Origin of the sequence: Streptomyces tendae (genome assembly GCF_008632955.1) — a bacterium.
Taxonomy (GTDB): Bacteria; Actinomycetota; Actinomycetes; order Streptomycetales; family Streptomycetaceae; genus Streptomyces.
In genome coordinates this window covers 6,444,142-6,458,670 of the sequence record NZ_CP043959.1, presented here as the reverse complement: position 1 = coordinate 6,458,670, position 14,529 = coordinate 6,444,142, and the positions used below count along the sequence as shown (strand labels likewise).

Annotated in this window: 14 protein-coding genes; 7 read left to right on the top strand and 7 right to left on the bottom strand. The window is 74.3% G+C overall.

Annotation, left to right across the window (positions count from 1 at the left end):
* Window positions 1–13: 13 nt before the first annotated feature.
* On the bottom strand, window positions 14–1,192 hold the full coding sequence (locus F3L20_RS29545) for a maleylpyruvate isomerase N-terminal domain-containing protein (protein WP_150156882.1): 1,179 nt from the start codon (window positions 1,190–1,192) through the stop codon (window positions 14–16).
* Entirely contained in the window at window positions 1,189–1,770 is a 582-nt protein-coding gene (locus F3L20_RS29540) for a sigma-70 family RNA polymerase sigma factor (RefSeq protein ID WP_150156881.1), read from the bottom strand. Before F3L20_RS29540 ends, F3L20_RS29545 begins: the two co-directional genes overlap by 4 nt.
* 362 nt (window positions 1,771–2,132) lie before the next feature.
* Between F3L20_RS29540 and F3L20_RS29535 the strand changes: the two genes are divergently transcribed.
* The 3 genes from F3L20_RS29535 to F3L20_RS29520 all read left to right on the top strand — a co-directional run bounded on the left by F3L20_RS29535 (window position 2,133) and on the right by F3L20_RS29520 (window position 4,146).
* Complete coding sequence (locus F3L20_RS29535) at window positions 2,133–2,513, top strand: STAS domain-containing protein (protein ID WP_145826804.1); 381 nt, start codon at window positions 2,133–2,135, stop codon at window positions 2,511–2,513.
* Between the two features lie 172 nt (window positions 2,514–2,685).
* A complete protein-coding gene (locus F3L20_RS29530; RefSeq protein ID WP_150156880.1) occupies window positions 2,686–3,198 on the top strand; it encodes an EF-hand domain-containing protein in 513 nt (170 codons plus the stop codon).
* A gap of 483 nt (window positions 3,199–3,681) precedes the next feature.
* Window positions 3,682–4,146, top strand: coding sequence for an ATP-binding protein (locus tag F3L20_RS29520; protein ID WP_145827027.1), 465 nt, complete (start codon window positions 3,682–3,684; stop codon window positions 4,144–4,146).
* 412 nt (window positions 4,147–4,558) lie between these two features.
* On the opposite strand, the gene F3L20_RS29515 is transcribed toward F3L20_RS29520, so the two are convergent.
* Window positions 4,559–5,605 (bottom strand): GlxA family transcriptional regulator, encoded by a 1,047-nt coding sequence (locus F3L20_RS29515; protein WP_150157541.1) that lies wholly within the window; start codon window positions 5,603–5,605, stop codon window positions 4,559–4,561.
* A gap of 78 nt (window positions 5,606–5,683) precedes the next feature.
* Here F3L20_RS29515 and F3L20_RS29510 point away from each other — a divergent pair, with 78 nt between their 5' ends.
* Entirely contained in the window at window positions 5,684–6,979 is a 1,296-nt protein-coding gene (locus F3L20_RS29510) for an MFS transporter (protein WP_150156878.1), read from the top strand.
* A 66-nt stretch (window positions 6,980–7,045) separates the two neighbouring features.
* Here the strand turns inward: F3L20_RS29510 and F3L20_RS29505 are convergent, their stop codons facing one another.
* A complete protein-coding gene (locus tag F3L20_RS29505; RefSeq protein ID WP_150156877.1) occupies window positions 7,046–8,242 on the bottom strand; it encodes a flavin-containing monooxygenase in 1,197 nt (398 codons plus the stop codon).
* 106 nt (window positions 8,243–8,348) lie between these two features.
* On the opposite strand from F3L20_RS29505, the gene F3L20_RS29500 reads away from it, so the two are divergent.
* Window positions 8,349–8,984, top strand: a complete 636-nt coding sequence (locus F3L20_RS29500) for a GNAT family N-acetyltransferase (protein WP_150156876.1) — start codon at window positions 8,349–8,351, stop codon at window positions 8,982–8,984.
* A gap of 81 nt (window positions 8,985–9,065) precedes the next feature.
* On the opposite strand, the gene F3L20_RS29495 is transcribed toward F3L20_RS29500, so the two are convergent.
* The 3 genes from F3L20_RS29495 to F3L20_RS29485 form a co-directional block, all read right to left on the bottom strand.
* Window positions 9,066–9,731, bottom strand: a complete 666-nt coding sequence (locus F3L20_RS29495) for a pyridoxine/pyridoxamine 5'-phosphate oxidase (protein ID WP_150156875.1) — start codon at window positions 9,729–9,731, stop codon at window positions 9,066–9,068.
* A gap of 43 nt (window positions 9,732–9,774) precedes the next feature.
* Window positions 9,775–10,200: a pyridoxamine 5'-phosphate oxidase family protein gene (locus F3L20_RS29490; protein WP_150156874.1), complete on the bottom strand. Its 426-nt coding sequence runs from the start codon at window positions 10,198–10,200 to the stop codon at window positions 9,775–9,777.
* A 219-nt stretch (window positions 10,201–10,419) separates the two neighbouring features.
* Window positions 10,420–11,055, bottom strand: coding sequence for a TetR family transcriptional regulator (locus F3L20_RS29485; protein WP_150157540.1), 636 nt, complete (start codon window positions 11,053–11,055; stop codon window positions 10,420–10,422).
* A 134-nt stretch (window positions 11,056–11,189) separates the two neighbouring features.
* Here F3L20_RS29485 and F3L20_RS29480 point away from each other — a divergent pair, with 134 nt between their 5' ends.
* Together F3L20_RS29480 and F3L20_RS29475 are read left to right on the top strand one after the other, a co-directional pair.
* The gene (locus tag F3L20_RS29480) at window positions 11,190–11,912 is read left to right on the top strand and encodes a VOC family protein (RefSeq protein WP_206338832.1); all 723 of its coding nucleotides are present in this window, start codon (window positions 11,190–11,192) and stop codon (window positions 11,910–11,912) included.
* 236 nt (window positions 11,913–12,148) lie between these two features.
* Entirely contained in the window at window positions 12,149–14,500 is a 2,352-nt protein-coding gene (locus F3L20_RS29475) for a PQQ-binding-like beta-propeller repeat protein (RefSeq protein ID WP_150156873.1), read from the top strand.
* The last annotated feature ends 29 nt before the right edge of the window (window positions 14,501–14,529 follow it).

Here is a 14,529-nt window from a genome sequence, read left to right as displayed (position 1 = left end):
ACCCGCAGGTGTCCTACATACGGCTCAGGCTCGCCGCGGCGAAGAGGACGTCCCTGATCGCCTCGCGGTCCCCCTCCTGCCCGGCCGCAGCCTCCGGCGGAGGCACATGCCCCGCCGCCAGCCGGCAGAACTCCGCCCCGTCCAGGGCGACATGAGCCACCTCATGCTCCGCCGACCCCTTCGCCGCCGCCGAGTCCAGCGGGATCAGCCACTCCCCGCCGCCGGAACCCTCGATCTCCAGCCGCACACTGCGCCCCGGCTCCCCGGCCGCCACCAGCCGGCGTTCCACAGGGGCGGCCAGCCCGTGGTGGCGGCGGTTCTCCAGGACCACCGGCAGCAGCCGGGCCGCGAGGTCCACCATGTCGTGCAGGTGGCGTCCGGAGGGCGGGGCGTAGGGGTAGTCCACCGCCTCGGCGATGTCCTCCGCGTGCACCCAGCACTCGAAGGCCCGGTCCAGCATGGCGTCGTGCAGCGGCAGCGCGAAGTCGCCGTAGGGGACCGTCATACGGCCGGTGCCGCTGCCGGTGAAGGAGACCGTGCGGATCAGCCGGTGGCTCTGCTCCCGCCAGGGGCCGCGGACGGCCCGGGTGGGCGGGAAACGGGCGGCGTGCCAGTAGGCCTCGGTGCGGTCCGACGGCGTGGGGCGGGCGGGCCGGACGTCGCCGAGCGGGTCCTCCAGGCCCAGGGCGACCGCGACCAGCCCGTCGACGGTCAGCAGGTGGGCGATGACCCCGGCGACCGTGGTGCGGCGGGTGCTCGCCTCGTCGCCCTCGTACCAGCGCAGCCGGACCGGCGCGTGCCACTCGGAGTCCCCGAAGTCCTGGAGCAGCGCGTCGAGCCGGGCCGTCTCGGCGTCGTAGGCGGTGGCCCACTCGGGGACCGGGATGCGCGGCGGGCGCCGCTCCAGGCAGGCCTCCAGGACGCGGGTGCGCAGCGCCGGGTCCAGGTCGAGGCTCTCGGGCCGGTGGAGCAGGCCGACCGCCTCGCGCAGCCGCAGGGCCTCGTCCGCGCAGGGCCCGCAGTCGCCGAGGTGCTCCTCGACGGCCTCCGCCTCGGCGGGTGCGCAGGCGGCCAGCGCCCAGGCGCCCAGCAGCGACTTCAGCACATGGTGCTCCCGTCCCGGGGGCGGGCCGTCCGTCCCGGGGGCGAGAGGTACGCGGTCGCCGTACGGCTCGGGTCGGCGCCCGCTCACGCGGCACCTCCGATCCCGGGCGGGGCGCCCGGCGCCTCGGTGTCGTGGGCGGTGGCCAGCAACTGCAGGCCCAGGCGCAGCCGGCGGCGGGCCTCCTCGTCGGTCACGCCCAGGTCGGCGGCGGTCTGGCGGTAGTCGCGGCGCTGGAAGTACGCCAGTTCCAGCGCGGCCCGCAGCGGTGCGGGCATGGACTGGACGATGTAGTCGGCGCGGGCGGCCACCGTGGCGTGCCGCACCGTGCGTTCCAGGTCCTCGGTGGTGCCGGGGCCGCCCCGGGCGAGCGCGGCGGTCTCCGCGGTGCGCAGCCGCTGCACGGCCAGCCGGTTGGTCAGGGCGGCGAGCCAGCTGCGCAGGGGGCCCTGCCGGGGGTCGTAGGAGTCGGGGTGCTGCCAGACGTGGGCGAAGACGTCGCGGGTGACGCCGTCCGCCGCGTGTTCGTCACCCAGGACGCGGTGGGCGAGGCCGTGCACCAGGGAGGCGAAGCGGTCGTAGAGCTCGCCGAGGGCGGCCGCCTCCCCGCGGGCGAGCCGTTGCTGCATCTTGCGGTCCCAGCGGGGCGGTGCGTCCCTTTTCGGCATGCTGCCCCTCACCCCCTGTTCGTCCCCCGGAGCCCCGGGGTGGTCGGTGCCCGGGGCCGGTGTGTGACCGGCGACGCCACGAATGTAGTCGCCACGGACACGCGTGCACGCCCCTTTGTGGCAATGTGCGCCCCTCGCGAAGCCCTCCGTGGTAAGAGGCCGCCGGTGCAGGTCGGTTGCCGTACGGATCACACCTTCCCTACCGTGAGTCGATCGGAACCGACCGAATCAGATCGAAGGCGACCAAAACAAGCCCTTTCTGTTCGGTAACCGTTTCTGGGGCTGTGTTTCAGGGAACGGCCGGTGGGCAGCCGCGCTGCAAGGAAGCGTAGGTACTGCTTCCGTTTCGGCGAGCGAGGGGCGTGGTGGTGACCTTCAAAGTGACCGACCAGGAGAACGGCTCATGGGCCGTCCTCCGGGTCTCCGGCGAGCTCGACCTGGTGACCTCCCCGGTGCTGCGGCAGCGGGTGCACGACGTGGTGGCCGAGGGGCGGCACTCGCTCGTCCTCGACCTCTCCGAGGTGTGGTTCTGCGACTCCAGCGGGGTGGGCGTGCTCATCGCCTCCCGCCGGCTGCTGCGCTCCTGCCAGGGCCGGCTGCGGCTGATCCTCCCGGCGCGGGGCGCCGCCGACGGCAGTCACGTCAACAAGGTGCTCGGCGCGCTGGGCGTGCGCCGACTGTTCGAGATCCACCCGGACGTCCCGTCCGCCGTCGACGAGGACGCCCGCCCGCTCTCGGCCTGAGCCGCCCGCACGTCACCCCCGCCCGCGTGTGGTCCCCCTCACCTGTGTCACACGCGTGTCCCGTTGTTCCCCCGGTCTTGGTCCGAGCACCGCTTTCCGGCTCCCCCCTGCCCCCATACCCCGTACGCTCCCAGCGAGACGACCCTCCGACCTAAGGCGGCCTGAAGAAGACATGGTCACCAGCGAGTACGAGCGCAGGATCGCGGCCCGCTTCGCCGGCTTCGACCAGGACGGCAACGGCTACATCGACCGCGAGGACTTCAGCGCCGCGGCCAAGGCGCTGCTCGCCGAGTTCGACACCGCGGCCCGTTCCGACCGGGGCCAGGCCCTGTACGTCGGGGCCGAGGCGTTCTGGCAGGGCATGGCCGGCATCGCCGACCGCGACGGCGACCAGCGCATCACCCGCGAGGAGTTCGTGAACGGCGCGGTCAAGCGGCTGCGCGACAACCCCGAGCGCTTCGCCGAGATCGCCCGCCCCTTCCTGCACGCGGCGCTCGCCGTCGCCGACACCGCCGGGGACGGCACGGTCGGCGTGGACAACACCGCGCGCGTGCTCACGGTGCTGGGGGTCGCCGAGAACCTCGCCGGTCAGGTCGCCGGCGCGCTGGACACGGACGAGGACGGCCGGATCGGCGAGGAGGAGGTCGTCTCGGCGTTCGCCCGCTACTTCACCGTGCCCGAGTGACGCACCGGACGTCCGTGTCGCGGATCGTGGCATTCTCCTGATCACGGAGCGTCGGGAGCGGCGCCCGTCCGGCGGGTTCCCCGTCACCGCCCGGAGTCGGAGGTCCGCTCCGGTACCTTGGGTGGGATGCGAGTCGTCGTGCGCGCGCACCGCGGCCGGGCCGCCCCGTCGGCGGCGGCCCTCCGGCCGGTTCTCGCGGGTGCTCGCCGGGTGACCGGGCCGTCCGCGGCCGTCCGTTCGACTCCCCGTGGCGAGCGTCGCACAGTATGCCGCACGGGTACTCCTTCGCGCTGGAATATGCCCGAAGCGCTTGTTGAGGTGACTCAACGTCAACCATGCTGTGCCGTAAGGGAGTCACGGACCGTGATCCCTTTCCCAGTCGTTGTTCTGGTCATGCAGAAAATGGCTAGGATCGTGGCCCTCGTGAGGCGCGAGTCCAAGTGTCCGCCGGTTCGGATGGTGTGAGCGGTGCAGGTGCTTCAAGTGCAGCTGGAGATCCGGCCCGACCCCGCTGAGGTGGGGCGGGCCCGGCGCTGGGCCCGCTCACGGCTGGCCGGGTCCGGCATAGGGGTGGACGAGCCGCTGGCCGAGACGCTGATCCTGCTCGTCTCCGAGCTGGTCACCAACGCCGTGGTGCACACCGGCTGTCCTGCCGTCCTGAGGCTGTGCCTGCCCGGGCGGGACGCGGCCGAGGAGGTCACCGTCCGGCTGGAGGTCGCCGACCGCAGCGGCCGGGCGCCGGTGCCGCGCTGTGTGGACGGCGACGCGACCGGCGGGCGTGGACTGGCCCTCGTCGACGGCCTCGCCGACCGCTGGGGCTGGAGCACCGAGGGCACCGGCAAGCGCATCTGGTGCGAACTGGACCGCTGTGGTGGGACGTCCGGGTCCGCCGCTTCCTGTGGCGGCGGTGCGGCGACGTACGACGGACTCGCTTACGAGGCGGTCTGAGGGCGCCCCCATACCCAGGGTTGCCGCGTCTCCGGGAGAGCACGGAGGCACAGGGCGACGGCCGCGCGGTGCCGTGTGTGATCCGGTGCGCCGGGTGTGCTCCCGTGCGCCGAGCCGACGAACAGGGCAATTGCGACGAGTCGCACATGATCACCCGAAACGGTGTTGACGTGCCGTGACGAGGTGATCACGCTGGTCGTCAGCGATTCGCGGCGAGGGGACGGCGAGGGCCCTGACGGGAGTCCTCGACGAGTGCGGGTCGTGATCCGGCGTCTGCTCCCGGGGCCGGGGGATCCTCGGGAGCGCCGGAACCGAAGGGCGGTGCGGCGCTGCCGTGCTCGGGGCGCACAGCGCCGCACCGCCACCGACCGCGTGTCCACAGCCTGTGGACAAGTGGTCCGGTCTGCGCGGTTCAGGCTCCGGCGTGGACCGCCGGCGCTTCCTCCCCGTGCTCCGCGGCCGCGTGGAAGGTGCGGCGGTAGGCCGTGGGCGTCACGCCGAGCGCCGTCTGGAGATGGGCCCGCATCGACTGCGCCGTGCCGAAGCCCGACTCGCGGGCCACCTGGTCCACCGTCAGGTCGGTGGACTCCAGCAAGTGGCGCGCCCGCTCCACCCGTTGACGGGTCAGCCACTGCCCCGGACTGACCCCGGTCTCCTCGCGGAAGCGGCGGGTGAAGGTGCGTACCGACATCGACTCCCGCTCGGCCATGTCGCGCAGCTGGAGCGGCTCGTGCAGCCGGCCCAGCGCCCAGGCGCGTGCGCCGCTGGTGGACGCCTGCTGCGGATCGGGGACCGGCCGCCGGATGTACTGCGCCTGCCCGCCGTCGCGGTGCGGCGGCACCACCGTGCGCCGGGCCACGTCGTTGGCGACGGCGGCGCCGTGGTCGCACCGCACCATGTGCAGGCACAGGTCGATCCCGGCCGCGACGCCCGCCGAGGTCAGGATGTCGCCGTCGTCGACGAACAGCACGTCCGGGTCGACGTCGATGCGCGGGAACAGCCGCTGCAGGCGCTCCGCGTCGGCCCAGTGGGTGGTGGCCCGGCGCCCGTCCAGACGGCCGGCGGCGGCGAGGACGTACACCCCGGTGCAGATGGAGGCGATGCGTGCGGACGGCGGGATGCGGCCGAGCGCGGCGGCCAGTTCGTCCGTCAGCTCGCCCCGCTCGAACAGCGGGCCCCGCTCGTAGCAGGCGGGGATGATCACCGTGTCGGCGGTGGCCAGGGCCTCCGGGCCGTGCGGCACGTGCACCGTGAAGTCGGCGTCCGTCTCGACCGGGCCGGGCGGCCGGACCGAGCAGGTGACCACCTCGTACAGCGGGCGCCCCCGCTCGTCCCGGGGGCGGCCGAAGACGCGGTGCGGGATGCCCAGTTCGAACGGCAGCAGGCCGTCGAGGGCGAGGACGACCACGCGGTGCGGCCCGCGTCCGGCGGGGTGGGGCGGCGGCTCGACCAGATCCATGCGCATGGCCCGATCCTAGCGAATGCTGTCCTCCCGGCCACTCGTTGAAGCGGACATGCTTCCCCGAAGCTGTACCGCGTGACCACGACCAGCAAGACCGCCGCCGTCGGGCCGCCCGCGAGCGGCCGGAAGCCGGCCCGCCTCCGGGTGCACCGCGCCTGGTTCGTCGCCGCCGTCACCTTCGTGACGATCATCGGCGCCGCCGCCTTCCGCGCCGTACCGGGCCTGTTCATCGACCCGCTGAACGAGGAGTTCGGCTGGTCGCGCGGCACCATCGGCGCCGCGGTCTCCGTCAACCTGGCGCTGTACGGGCTCACCGCGCCGTTCGCGGCGGCGCTGATGGACCGCTACGGCATCCGCCGGGTCGTCGCGGTCGCCCTGACCGTGATCGCCGTGGGCTCCGGCACCACCGTGTGGATGAGCGCCGCCTGGCAGCTGATGCTCTGCTGGGGCCTGCTGGTGGGCCTCGGCTCCGGCTCCATGGCGCTCGCCTTCGCCGCCACCGTCACCAACCGCTGGTTCACCGAGCGGCGCGGCCTGGTCAGCGGCATCCTCACCGCCGCGTCCGCCTCCGGGCAGCTGATCTTCCTGCCGCTGCTGTCCTGGATCGTCGACCGCCACTCCTGGCGGCCGGCGGCCGTGACGGTGGCGCTCGCCGCGCTCGCGGTGGTGCCGTTCGTCTGGCTGCTGCTGCACGACCACCCGGCCGACGTCGGCCAGAAGCCGTACGGGTCCAAGGAGTTCGTGCCCAAGCCGGCGCCGGTGCCAGGCGCCGCCCGGCGGACGCTGAACGTGCTGGCCGCCGCCGCGCGCACCGGCCCCTTCTGGCTGCTCGCCGGCACGTTCGCGATCTGCGGCGCCTCCACCAACGGGCTGATCCAGACCCACTTCGTGCCCGCCTCGCACGACCACGGCATGCCGATCACCACCGCCGCGTCCCTGCTGGCCGTCATCGGCGTCTTCGACGTGGTCGGCACGGTGGCCTCCGGCTGGTTCACCGACCGTTTCGACGCGCGGCGGCTGCTGGCCGTCTACTACGCGCTGCGCGGCATCTCCCTGCTCTTCCTGCCGCTGCTGCTGGCCCCGTCCGTGCACCCGCCGATGCTGCTGTTCATCGTCTTCTACGGCCTCGACTGGGTCGCCACCGTGCCGCCCACCCTCGCGCTGTGCCGCGAGCACTACGGCGACGACAGCCCCATCGTGTTCGGCTGGGTGCTGGCGTCGCACCAGGTGGGGGCCGCCGTCGTGGCCTTCGTCGGCGGGCTCGCCCGGGACGCGTTCGGCAGTTACGACGTGATGTGGCTGGGCTCGGGCGCCCTGTGCGCGGCGGCGGCCCTGATGGCCCTGACCATCCGCAAGCGGTCGGCCGCGTGACGGGAAGGCGCGACTGCGGCAGTCCGCCTCCGAGGGGTGCCACCCGCACGGGCCCGCCCCCCGTGGTCACGCCCCCGGCAGCCGGGACGCCCGTCCGGTGCGGGCTATCGCGCGGGCGATGCGGTGGGCGTCGAGGGACAGTTCTCTGAGGTTGCCGCTGATCGGGTTGGTGAAGCCGGTGAAGTGGAGGCCCGGGGCGCCGTCGGGGGTGCGGGCGCCGTGGACCACGGGTCTGCCCCGGTCGTCCAGCACACCGAGGCCGCCCACCAGGCCCTCCAGGCCGCGTTCGTAACCGGTGGCCGCGACGACCGCGTCCGGCGTGATCCGCTCGCCGTCGGCCAGCAGCACCCGGTCCTCCTCGAAGCCCTCGACGGCGGCCACCACCTCCACCGTCCCCTTGCGCACGGCGTCGACCAGGCCGACGTCCTGCACCGGGATGGCACCCTCCCGCACCCGGGTGTAGAGGCCGGACTCGGGGCGGGGCAGGCCCCGGTCGGACAGGTCCGGCAGCGCGATCCGCGCCTGGACCCGGCTGATCCGGTCCACCAGGCCCACCGGCAGCCGGCGCACCAGCACCCCGGAGTACTGCGCGGGCCAGCCCGCGGTCGAACGGCGCACGATGTGCGGTGGGGTGCGCACCGCGAGCCGCACCCGGGAGGCGCCCCCCTCCACCAGGTCCACGGCGATCTCGGCGCCCGTGTTGCCGACGCCCACCACCAGCACGTCCCGCCCGGCGAAGGGCTTCGCGTTGCGGTAGGCCGACGCGTGCAGGAACTCGCCGGTGTACGTGTCCCGGCCGGACCAGTCGGGGACCCGCGGGGTGTGGTTGAACCCCGTGGCGACGACGACCGCCGCGCCGGTCAGCTCCCGCCCGCCCGTGGCACGCAGCAGCCAGCCGCCGTCGGCGGTGCGCTCGACCCGGGACACCTCGACACCGGTGACGATCTCCAGGCGGTGGTGCTCGGCGTACTTCTCCAGGTAGCGGACCACGTCGTCGCGGGACGGCCAGCGTCCGAAGCGGCGGGGCATCGCCAGGCCGGGCAGGGCCGACAGCCGCCGGGTGGTGTGCAGGTGCAGCCGGTCGTAGTGGCGGCGCCAGGAGTCGCCGACGCGGCCGGACCGCTCCAGCACGACGGCCCGTACCCCGCGCTCGCGCAGGGCGTACGCGACGGACAGTCCGCCCGGGCCGCCGCCGATGACGTAGACGGGGCGGTCCGCCCGGTGGGGCGCGGTGGGCTGCGCGGACGTGGTGGAGTCGGCCATGACCGCGAGCGTAATCCGGCACATGCTTGATGGGTCTCGGTCAAGACCGGAATTGGTTGCGGAATGATCACATGGTTTCACCGCGATCGCGGGCTTGAATGTCCCCATGCCTTCTCGACAGCGCACCCGACCCCGCCCGCCGGCCGGACTCCGCGGCCACGGCCTGCTCCTGCGCCCCTGGGACCCGGCGTCCGACGACGACGTCCGGACGTGGCTGCGCGGCACCACCGACCCGGAGTTCCGGCGCTGGAACACCCCGCTGCGTCCGGCCGTCGACCTGGACGGCGCCCGGAATTCGCTGCGCACCCGGGCCGCCCTGGCCGCGGAGGGCAGCACCGTCTCCTTCCACGTCGCGGACGAGGCCGACGGCACACCGCTCGGGCACATCGGCATCGAGGACATACGCCCGGTCATGGGCGCCGGCCGGGTCGGCTACTGGGTGCTGCCCGAGGCCCGCGGCCGGGGCGTGGCCACCCGCGCGCTGATGCTCACCGCGCACTGGGCGCTGACCGGACTGGGCCTGCACCGGCTGGAGCTGGGCCACGCTGTGGGGCACGAGGCGTCCTGCCGGATCGCGGAGCGGTGCGGCTTCCGTCACGAGGGGACGATGCGCGGGGCGATGTTCGCCGCCGACCGCCACGACGCCTTCCGCGACGCCCACCTGCACGCCCGCCTGGCCACCGACCCGCCCCCCGCGCCCCCCGCGGGACCCACGGGGACCGGAGCCGCCGGGGGCTCATGACCGGCGCCGCTCACGGCCGGGGCGGTTTCCGTCATCCGGCCGCGCGCTCCCGTGAACGGCCGGAGCGGCGGCCCCGCCCGTTCACGGCCAGAGCAGCTCCGTGGTCCAGCCGTCGGCGGTGCGGCGGTAGCGCAGGCGGGTGTGGCGGCGGTGCGGGTCGCCCTGGAAGAACTCGGCCTCCTCGGGGCGCAGCCGGTACAGCGTCCAGGACGGCGCCGGCGCCTCCGGCTCCCGCCGCGCCCGCTCCCATGCCTCCTCCGAGGCCCGGGCCAGCTCGTCCGCCGAGCCGACGACCTCGCTCTGCCTGCCGGTCAGGGCGGAGGCCAGCGCCCCGGTGGAGCGGGCGTGCAGGTCCGCCTGCGCCTCCTCGGCCGGCGCCGTCCCGACGGACCCGCGCACCCGCACCTGACGTCCCAGCGCGGGCCAGTAGAAGGCGACGGCGGCCTGCGGGCGGGCGGCGAGCTGCCCGCCCTTGCGGCTGTGCGCGTGCGTCGCGAAGGACCAGCCCCGCTCGTCCGCGCCGTGCAGCATCACGATCCGTACGTCGGGCGCCCCCGTGGCGTCCGCCGTCGCCAGCGACATGGTGTGCGGCTCGGGCTGCCCGGCCGCCGCGGCCTCCGCCAGCCACCGCGCGAACAGCGTCAGCGGCTCGGCGGGGGCGCCCTCCGGGTCGAAGGGGCGCAGATCGGTGACCGCCGGGTCCCACACCCGCAGGGACCGCAGCAGCTCGTGGAGATCGGGTTCCATGCAGCGATTGTCGGCCCCCGGGCGCCCGCCGGCGCGCGGGCCCTCAGATCGATCCGAGGTCCGACGACACCCACCGCTCGGGACGCATCCGTACGACGACCTGCTCGCCGTGGTTCTTCCACGCGAACTCGACGTAGCCGTCGACCTTCTCGGCCGGCAGGTAGCGGGCGGAGATCTCCCGCAGCAGTTCGACCGTGGCGGGGGAGGTGTCGACGACCGGGCCCTCGACGGACACGTAGCGGATCGTCGGGTCGACCCGCTCCACCAGCAGCGAGAACCGTCCCGCGGCCTGCAGCAGCCGGTTCTTGCGCGAGTGCCGGCCGGTGAGGATCCACACGTCCCCGCCGGGCGCGTACTGGTACCAGAGGGGCACGGTGAGCGGGGCGCGCCCCTCGCCCGCGTCGACCGCGAAGGCGGCCACGCGCGGCTCGGACAGGAACTGTTCGCGCTCTTCGGGGGTCAGGGCCATGACGGGTTCCTCCTGCGGCGTCGGGACGTGCACTGTCACTGGGGTCAGCGGCCGGCCGGTACAACACCGGCCGCGCGGGGACGTGTTCCGCACGTCGCACCCCCACCATCGGAACCGGACCGGCCCGGGACACGCGACAGGCGGCGGTCCACCGGAGTGAACCGCCGCCCGGATGACAGGACGTGCGAGGTCGCGTGGGGTGTGCGCGCCGCGGGGCGGCTACTTGGTCGGCTTGCGGCCGGTGACTCCCAGGTGCACCAGCAGCGCCAGGTTCGGCTTGATGTCGGCCTGCTTGACGCCCCGCGAGGAGAAACCTTTCTGGTGCGAGGCGACGGCCGCCAGCATGGCGACCAGGGACCCGGCGACCGCACCGGGGTTGACGTCCTTGTCGATCCGCCCCTTGGCCTGGAGCTCGGTGACGGACTCGGCGAGCGAGGACTCGACCGCGCTGAGGACCTTCACGCGGATTTTGGAGAAACGTTTGTCCCCCTCGGCGGCGCCGAGGTCCACGACACGCAGGATCGCGTCGTTGTGCCGCCAGAAGTCCAGGAAGCCGTCGACCAGTTCCTGTGCCGTCTGCCAGCCGGCCCGCCCGCTCCAGGAGCGCCCCTCGACCAGTCCGGCCAGGGAGCCGCTCTCGGCGGCCATGGTCTCGGCCAGCTCCAGGACGGCGCCCTCGACGTCCGGGAAGTACTGGTAGAAGGTGGCCGGCGAGGTCCCCGCGCGGCGGGCGACGTCGATGACCTTGACATCCCGGTACGGGGACGAGCTGAGCATCTCGCTGAGGCAGTCGAGCAGCTTCTGCCGGGTCTCCTGCCCACGCCGGCCGGCCACCCGGCCGTCGACGGTACGCACTTGTCCTGTCATGCCGTCAGCTTACCGACGGGTGATCGGAGCGCGATTCGGCCGACTGCAAATGGGGTGCGGAGCCTCCGGAACCCTGGTGTGCCTGGTCGGCGGCGTGCGGGCGGCCCGGCTACGTTGTCGGCATGGCCGAAAATGGGGCATCGGAGTACACGGAGGGCACCCCTTGCTGGGTGGACGCGCAGCTGCCCGACCTGGAGGCGGGCAAGCGGTTCTACGGTGAGCTGTTCGGCTGGACCTTCGAGGACCAGCCCACCGGGACGGTCCGGGCGCTCAAGGACGGCGAGCCGGTCGCCTCCCTCGCGCACAAGACGGACGGAAGACTGCCCACGGTGTGGACGGTGTCCTTCGCCACCGCGGACGCCGAGGCACTGTGCCGGCGCATCCTGGCGGCCGGCGGGCAGGTGGTCGCCTCCCCGGCGCCCTTCGGCGACCTGGGCCGCACCGCCCTGGTCACCGACCCCGAGGGCGCCGTGTTCTCGCTGTGGCAGCCCGGCACGGCGGCCGGCTTCGGACGCCGGCACGAGCCGGGCACCTTCGCCTGGGTCCAGCTGTACGCACGGGACACGGAGACGGCCAACACCTTCTACGGCGACCTCTTCCACGAGGCGCTGTTCGGCGAGGGCGCCGACCCGGACTTCGGCCGCACGCCGGTCTCCGAGGTCTTCGCCCCCGAGATGCCGCCCCACCTCCTGGTGCACTTCGCTGTGCGGGACCTGGAGGCCGCGCTGCGCGAGGTGACCCGGCTCGGCGGGCGGACGCAGGTCCCGCCCTTCGGGACGTCGTACGGGACGGCGGCCGTGGTCACCGACAATCAGGGGGCGTCCTTCGCGTTGCTGCACCGCTGAGCCGTACCCTCGGTGCGCCGTCGCGGTCCGCGGCGCCGGTCCGTCCCCCCGTACACCGTCCGTGGATCCCCCGTGTCATATGTAAACCTGGACACCCGATTTGTCGGCCGGTTCGCAACCGGGGGCCCGGACAGGAAGAATCGGGGTGCGTGCCGCCACGGCGGTGCGGTGGTGAGACGCTGCACTACGGTCGCGCCCAGGTGGTGGCGCGACGCGTACGGGGAGGTGGCAGGCAAGTGGTGGATCAGCTGACGCAGCACGATCCGCGGCGTATCGGGCCGTTCGAGGTGCTGGGACGGCTGGGAGCCGGCGGCATGGGGCTGGTCTATCTCGCGCGCTCGGCGTCCGGCCGGCGGGTGGCGATCAAGACGGTACGGACGGAGCTGGCCGAGGACCAGCTGTTCCGGGTCCGCTTCACGCGCGAGGTCGAGGCGGCCCGCGCGGTCTCCGGTTTCTACACGGCGGCCGTCGTGGACGCCGACCCGCGCGCCGCCGTGCCGTGGCTGGCCACCGCGTACGTCCCCGCCCCCTCCCTCGAGGAGATAGTGAACGAGTGCGGGCCGCTGCCCGCGCAGGCGGTGCGCTGGCTCGCCGCGGGCGTCGCGGAGGCGCTGCAGTCGATCCACGGCGCGGGCCTGGTCCACCGCGACCTCAAGCCCTCCAACGTGCTGGTCGTGGAGGACGGCCCCCGGGTCATCGACTTCGGCATCGCCTCCGGGGTGTCCAACACCCGCCTGACGATGACCAACGTCGCGGTCGGCACCCCCGCCTACATGTCCCCGGAGCAGGCCAAGGACTCCCGCAGCGTCACCGGCGCGAGCGACGTCTTCTCCCTCGGCTCCATGCTGGTCTTCGCCGCCACCGGACACCCCCCGTTCCACGGCGCCAACCCCGTCGAGACCGTCTTCATGCTGCTGCGCGAGGGCCCTGACCTCGAGGGCCTGCCCGACGAGCTGCGCCCGCTCATCGAGGCCTGCATGCAGATGGACCCCACGGCCCGGCCCAACCCCGCCGACCTGCAGGCCCAGCTCGCCCCGCACCTGTTCGGCTCCGGCTCCGACGACAGCGGCACGGCGTCGGCGTGGCTGCCCGAGCGGGCGGTGGGCCTGATCGAGACGCGCCGCGGCGGACGCCCGGCCATGCCGCCGCAGCCGGCCGGCCGCAGCGGGGGCGGCGCCCGCCCCCACGTACCGCCTCCGCCGCCGCACGACCCGGTCGTGCCGCAGCCCCCGCCGGTCCCGGTGGGTCCGCCCGGCACCGGCCCGGTCCGGCTGGCGGGCGCCGCGGTGCCCATCGGCCCCGGCCCGCGCGTCGCCGACACGCGCGCGGCCGCCGTGCAGGCGCCCCCGGCCGCCTCCGCCCTGGCCGCGACCTGGACCAAGCTCCGCCCCGGCGTGAACGGCGCCGAGCCCGCCGCGCCCGCGACCACGGCGCCCGCCGCGCCGCCGGAGCAGCCGGGCGGCTGGCGCCCGTGGCGGTTCCGTATGTCCAACGACGTGTGGGGCACGCCCGCCGTCGCCGGCGACCTGGTGTACGTCACCTCCTTCGAGGTGCACGCCCTGGACGTGGCCACTGGCCGGCGCCGCTTCAAGACCCGGGACGTCGCCTGGTCGATGGCGGTCGCCGACGGCCGTATCCACGCCTCCGACGGCCCCACCCTCTACGCGCTCGACGCCCGGGAGGGCGGCGACCTGTGGCGGCTGAACACGGACGCCTGGGTGTACTCCCTCAAGGCCGAGCGCGGCACCGTCGTCACCGGTACCCGCGGCGGCGGCGTACAGGGCCGGGAGGCGTCCACCGGGCAGCAGCTGTGGGAAGTCACCGGCTGTCAGACCGACTTCGAGTCCCCGGAGGCCGGACCCGCGCTGCACGACGGCACCGCCTACGTCTGGCAGGACGCCCGGCTGCGTGCCCTGGACGCCCGCACCGGCGAGGAGCGCTGGTCCTACCCGATCGGCGACGCGGCCTCCTGCGGCGGCGTCCCGGTCCGCCTCACCGCCGCCCCCGACGGCTACGTCTACGTCTGCGCCGGCACCCGGGTGCTCGCCCTGGAGGCGGCCTCCGGGCACGTCCGCTGGCACTTCGAGGCCCCGGCCGTCTTCCTCTGCCCGCCGGCCTTCGTGCCGGGCCCGGCGGTGACCGGCGGCGGGATCTACCTCGCGGACTACCTCGGCACGGTCTACGCCCTGGACGCCACCGACGGCCGGGACCGCTGGCGCATCGCCACGGAGTCCCGCTCCTCCGTCGAACCGGTGCTGGTCGCCGCCGGACACGTGCACGTGGGCAGCGGCAAGGGCCTGTACACGCTGGACGCGGTCACCGGCACGCCCAAGTGGCGCTTCCAGTCGGGCGGGGAGATCGTCGGCGCGCCCGCGGTCGCCGAGGGCCGCATCCACTTCGGCTCCAGCGACCACCTGCTGTACACGCTGAAGGCCGACGACGGACGGCTGCGCTGGAAACTGGCCACCGGCGGCGAGATCACCGGCTCCCCGGTGGTGCGGGACGGCGTGGTGTACGCGTGCAGCAAGGACCGCTGCGTGTACGCCCTGGACGCGGAGAAGGGCACGGGCACGGCGCGGACGGCCTGACGCCGTTCCGGCTCCCCGCGCGATCCCCG